Below are 5,909 nucleotides of genomic sequence, written 5' to 3'. Positions count from 1 at the left end.
ACTACAGATTCAGAAAAAACTGAACATTCTATTCCCAATTTTGAAGAATTGTTTGCTGATACTGATACCCCATCTACCACCGCTAAGCCTGAGGAAATTTCCACAGACCCTAATCAACTTCTTTCCTTTGAAGAACTTTTAGCTGATACAGATGTTACAGAAAAAACCAGTGAAGAAAATGCAGAAAATTTATCTAAAACAGATTCTCTACCAGTATCTCCAGGAGTAGATGATGTGGAACATGTGATTCAATCAATAGAAAATATTTATGAATCTCTTCCCACTGAAACACCAGTAACACAAACGCCACAATTACTACCTAAATATCTAACTGATAAGCCAAAAACTGAGGTTTCTAAACCCGCTAAATCTACCTTTAAGCCGAGTCAGAGAAGTACGAAACCAGTAACGCCAAATCTTTCGGTGAGAATAGATTTGAATCGCATTGAGAGAATTAATAATTTAGTCGGGGAATTAGCGATTAATCGGAATAGTCTTTCACTGCAAAATGAACAACTCCAAAGGACTGTTAGAGACCTTATGGGTCGTTTTTCTCGCTTCCAAGAAATGAATAAACAATTAAGAGAAGTTCTTGACCAACTAGTAACTAATCCTTTAGCTCAATATAATCAAGCCTCAAAATCTAACTATATTGCTTCAGAGTTTGATACTCTAGAAATGGACAACTATAGTGACATGCACAATATGTTGCAAGAGCTATTAGAACAAAGTCTCCAACTAGAAGAATCAGTAGAAGATATTAGCTTATTTTCTCGACAATCAAATCAAAGCATTGAAGAACAACGTCAAATGTTAACTCGCGTCAGAGATGAGTTGATGTGGGCAAGAATGCTACCATTATCAGAAGTTCTGAATCGTTTTCCCCGGACTCTGAGAGATTTATCTAGTAAATATAAAAAACCAGTTAAATTAAAACTAAGTGGTACTGGTGTATTAGTAGACAAAGCAGCCTTAGAAAAACTCTACGACCCCCTAATTCATTTATTGAGAAATGCCTTTGACCATGGTATAGAAAGTAGTGAAATAAGAAAACAACTAGGCAAGCCAGAAGAAGGAACTATCGAAATAAAAGCTTACCACCAGGGGAATCAAACTATTATCGAAATTACTGATGATGGTTACGGCATTAATCATCAAAAAATCGGGCAAAAAGCCCTAGAAAAACAATTACTATCAAAAGAACAACTCTTAGTAACTTCCTCAGATAAATTAGTAGATTTAATTTTTGAACCAGGTTTTTCTACCGCAGACCAAATCAGCGATTTATCAGGAAGGGGAGTAGGATTAGATGTGGTGCGAGCTCAAATAGCCGCTCTCAAAGGCTCAATTGCTGTTAAAACAAAACAAGGCAAAGGAACAACTTTTGTGCTTAGTTTGCCTCTGACTTTAACTATCTCTAAACTATTAGTTTGTTCAATAGGAAAAACAGTGCTTGCCCTACCTTCTGATGGTATTGATGAAATTATTATACCCCAACCAGAACAAGTAAAAATCTCTGGTAATCACCGTTTTCTCCAGATAGATAACCAAGTTATTCCGGCCTTTAGAACTGAAGATTTATTAGAGTACAATTGTTCTTTCAATGACAACGTTAATATTCCAGCCTTGACAAGAGTACCGATGCCAGAGGATTGGGCTTTACCATTCTTAATTATACGTAGAGGTCAAAATCAATACGCCTTGGAAGTTAACCGCCTCTTAACAGAACAAGAATTAGTAATTAAAGCCTTTGGGGAAGTGATGGCACCGCCTACTTATGTATATGGTTGTACAATCCTCGGTGATGGTAGCTTGATTCCAGTGGTTAACCCAAGTCTTCTCATAGAAGACCGAGTTGAAACCGATTCAAATTCAACCATAGTTACCATGGCTTCTAAATCCCCTCTAAACTTAGTTAAAGATAATAATCTAAATGGGGTAAAAACTGAAGTTATTTTAGCAGTTGATGATTCAGCGGCTATGCGTCGGACTCTTTCATTAACCCTAGAAAAAGCCGGTTATCGAGTTATTAGCGCTAAAGATGGACGAGAAGCTGTGAACAAACTACAACAAAATAGCGAAGTTGATTTGATTATTTGTGATATCGAAATGCCTAATATGAATGGTTTTGAATTTTTAACTCAACGACGCACTAATGCCGAGATATTTAAAATTCCTACGGCCATGTTGACTTCTCGTAGTAATGATAAACACCGTCGCCTAGCTATGCAGTTAGGTGCTGATGCTTATTTTACTAAACCCTATATTGAACAAGAGTTTCTTGAGTCTATCAAAAAAATAATTAGTGGAAAAACAGCCACTGTAGCAGGAGAAAGCAAATGAAGCAATCTAACCAAGTTTTCAAAATCCTCATGTTTCCTGTAGGTTCTCTGAATCTTGCTTTTTCCATTAACTTTGTCCGCAAAGTAATTAGATATACTCCTGTTGTCGGGAGTGGAATCAATCATGTAGGTGTGGCTAATGTGGATAATCGTGAAATAACTGTGGTCGATTTATACAAACGTTTGTTTAAGAATAGTTCAAAGTTTTCTAATTCTGAGACTGGATATTTAATCTTAGCTAAGAATAGTGGGGGGGAATTGTTCGGAGTTAGAGTTGAACAAGCGCCTAGTTTAATTGATTTACCTGGAGATAAAATTCGCGCCTTGCCAGAATCCTATCGTCGCGCTGATACTCTCAGTATAGCTACTCATGTGGCTATAATTGATCACCATCAAGAAAAGTTAACTATTTTTTTAGTGAATACTGATGAGTTAGTGCCTCCTATTAGTGAAAACCTAATCACAACTATTAAAACGTCAACATCCCACCACTATAATCGGAGTACCGATTATAGTGGGGACTTGCAAAAGCCTATAGTTGACCAGTCTTAGTTTTATCAAACTACGTTTTTAAAGCCATCACACCTACAAATACTTCGCCTGTTTTTAATTAAATCACAAAAAATCAGACCACAAATCCAGTAATTCAGTTCCCTTAGTTTTCATGATTAGTTTCTCAGTCAGTTGCTGCTGTTGTTGAGAAGATAAATAGTTACGCCAATCTCCAATTACTCCTTTGCGAATAAAAGGAGGCATATTCTCAGGTCTTTTACTAGACCAGCGCTGTTGATGCTGACTCATAGCGTCGAAACTACTATGAATAAGAATTTTTGCCAAAATCTCGGGATTATTAACCTTGTTAAGATATTTTTCTCCTAGAAAACTAGCTATTTGTCTAATTGCTAACTCTGGATTACTTTTCATATATTCATAAGTCAGGAACAAAAAGTTAGGCTGATTAATCTGTTCATACCAACCCAAGAGATGATTAAAGTAGTCACCAAAATCCACCTCTCCTGCCATAAAACAAGCAAAGAAGTCATCAAAACTTCCCTCAGCAAAATCATAATGTTTTACAAAACCCCGAGTATGATGATAAAAAGAAACAACACAATCAAAGGGATTGCGGGCAACATAAATATATTTAGCTTGGGGATGATGGGGAGTTAAATCAATAGCTAGATGAGTTTTAATAAATCTTGGTTTAGCTAAAGCTGTAACGACATCTTTACCAACCTCTTCTAAATGGGGAATATCTTGGTTAATATTTCCTGTAGCTGTCATGGGTTGTCCATCATGAATTAGTAACCAAATGATATATTGTGTCCAAGTAGTGCCACATTTAGGATAGGTAACGATAAAAGTATCTTCTGCATCGGCTTTGTATTCAATTGCTGAAGCGAAAGCCTCTACCGGAAAACCCAGAGGCATTCTCAAGCCATTGTGAAGACGATATTTAGGTTTAATTGGTTTTTTCATTTATTCTACTTTTAATAATCAATCTTTTTGTTGTAGAACTTATTTGTAATAAACTATTTGGTTGTTACTACAACAAAAAAACACGCTCAATCTCCCTAATTGCTGTCTACAACTGTAGATCCTTTAACTTATTGATTAGGAAGAAACATAAAAGGCTGTGGTTGATCTCCACCACCAAATAGAATAATTTTACTATTTTCTGATTCCACTAAACTTTGAGTTGCTTCTATTTTTTTTAGTTCCAAAATTTCTGGAGTTAATGCCTCGCTGATAATACGTTGAGCATCTGCTTCAGCTTGGGCTGAAATTCTCATTATTTCAGCTTCAGCTTCAGCTTCAATCTGCGCCCTTTGAGCTTCTTTTTTTGCTTTTTCTATTTCAAAGTCTAATTGTTGACTTTCTTGTTCTGCTTTTATCTTTGCTTGAATAGCCTCGTTAACTGTTTCAGGTAGAATAATTTCTCTCAGCAAAACTTCTTTTACTTCAAATCCTAAAGGTTCCAAACTTTCTGTTAACTTTTGTTTTAAACTTATAGCTATTTCTGTTCTCCTTTGGCTATAAATTGCTTTCAAGGGATAGTTAGCAGTAGTTTCTCTAACTAGAGAACGAAATCGAGGAATAATAATTTCTTGTTCATTCATGCCCACATTGGCATAAGTTTCTTCAATTTTTTGAGGATTTGTTTGATACTGTAAACTGACATCGATTAGTATCGTTAAACCTTCTTCAGAGGTGGTTTCTATTTTCTCTTTGATATCAACTATACGAGTAGAAAATTTAGTTACTTTTTCAAAGGGATTAATAAAATAAAATCCGGGAGTTAGGGGGCGATCTGAAACTTTACCTAAAGTTTCTTTTACTCCAACTTCGCCTGTGGATATAATCACAACAAATTTGTTTAGTATTAGTATTAATCCTCCAATTCCTAAAATTGTAGCAATAGGAATAAGTTTAAATTTGAGGAAATTTAGTTTGATTTGAGGAACTTTTTCCATGATTATCGTCCTTTTTTTTACATTAAATAAAAAATTAAAGCTGTAGCGCTACGTCCAGGAAGGAAAACCGACTTAGGAAATAGTTGGGCTAGTATTAGGTTTAACGACTCTTATCTGTCAAAAACCTTTGTTTGTACTATCATAAATTTATTATAACTTATTTATCAAACATTAACAACCACAACACAATTTTTAAAGCCTCAAATCCTTAAACTGCATTGATCTTAAACTGATTTGTTCTGACTACAAGATAATTAACTACATTTGCTATAATTAATAACACATTGAACACAGATGCGATCGCTTTTATGTCCGAACTCACACCCACACTATTAGAAACCATCAGAGAAGTAGCCAATAACTTAGAAACTTCACCAGTATTTTTAAAGGCAATATATCTCAGTTATACTCAAACAGAAATTAGAAGCACACTAGCTACTAATCCTAATACACCCTCTGATATTTTATTAAAGTTGGGGGCAGATTTTCCTAGGGAATTATTGAACAATCCTGTATTTGATTTAATGCTGCTAGAGAATCCTAACTTACTTGCTGATATGCCTTTGGCAACTTTGATTAGTATCCTTACACTAAACGATGTAGAGGCATCTTATCTTGTTTATAGTTTAAATCATCGTCGAGAAAAAGAGGTATTAGTTGCGATTATTTGTAATCATACTCAATTGTGGAATAACTGGCGACGAGATAATCTTGATGTAGAGATTGATTTATCCAAGTCTAATTTAAAAGAGGTTAATTTGAAAAATGCCTATTTATGGAATACTAATTTAGAAATGGCTAATTTATCAGGTGCTAATTTAGAAAAGGCCAATTTAGAAAGAAGCTATTTATGGAGTGTTAATTTATCAGGTGCTAATTTAAAGAAGGCTAACTTAAAACACGCTGATTTAGAGGATGCTGATTTACAGGATGCTAATTTAGAGCAATCTAATTTATTAGGGGCTAAATACAGTTTAAAAATATCTACTCATTACTTCTTAAATTTGCTCATTTGATTAGCTAAATAGCCATAATGGGTAAGTTTTAGTTGGTTGACAATTAGGGACAAAGGGATAATTGAGACATAATTACT

At 34.8% G+C, this 5,909-nt stretch carries 5 protein-coding genes; 3 read left to right on the top strand and 2 right to left on the bottom strand.

All coding sequences use genetic code 11. The annotated features are described in order from the left end of the window. Both MW688_RS22370 and MW688_RS22365 read left to right on the top strand, forming a co-directional pair. Window positions 1-2,343 (top strand): hybrid sensor histidine kinase/response regulator (locus MW688_RS22370; RefSeq protein WP_486738229.1); only part of this gene is annotated, 2,343 nt, incomplete at its 5' end. Continuing rightward, window positions 2,340-2,894, top strand: a complete 555-nt coding sequence (locus MW688_RS22365) for a chemotaxis protein CheW (protein ID WP_486738228.1) — start codon at window positions 2,340-2,342, stop codon at window positions 2,892-2,894. The genes MW688_RS22370 and MW688_RS22365, both read left to right, overlap by 4 nt. A 63-nt stretch (window positions 2,895-2,957) precedes the next feature. On the opposite strand, the gene MW688_RS22360 is transcribed toward MW688_RS22365, so the two are convergent. Together MW688_RS22360 and MW688_RS22355 are read right to left on the bottom strand one after the other, a co-directional pair. Continuing rightward, window positions 2,958-3,821, bottom strand: a complete 864-nt coding sequence (locus MW688_RS22360; RefSeq protein WP_486738227.1) for a sulfotransferase domain-containing protein — start codon at window positions 3,819-3,821, stop codon at window positions 2,958-2,960. 128 nt (window positions 3,822-3,949) lie between these two features. Further along, window positions 3,950-4,816 carry a prohibitin family protein gene (locus MW688_RS22355; protein ID WP_486738226.1) on the bottom strand — a complete coding sequence of 289 codons (867 nt, stop codon included), beginning with the start codon at window positions 4,814-4,816 and terminating at the stop codon, window positions 3,950-3,952. A gap of 308 nt (window positions 4,817-5,124) precedes the next feature. On the opposite strand from MW688_RS22355, the gene MW688_RS22350 reads away from it, so the two are divergent. Then, complete coding sequence (locus tag MW688_RS22350) at window positions 5,125-5,832, top strand: pentapeptide repeat-containing protein (protein WP_486738225.1); 708 nt, start codon at window positions 5,125-5,127, stop codon at window positions 5,830-5,832. The last annotated feature ends 77 nt before the right edge of the window (window positions 5,833-5,909 follow it).

It is taken from the genome of Johannesbaptistia floridana (assembly GCF_057440575.1).
The sequence above is the reverse complement of the archived record's forward strand: the minus strand, read 5'-3'. Positions and strand labels throughout refer to the sequence as shown.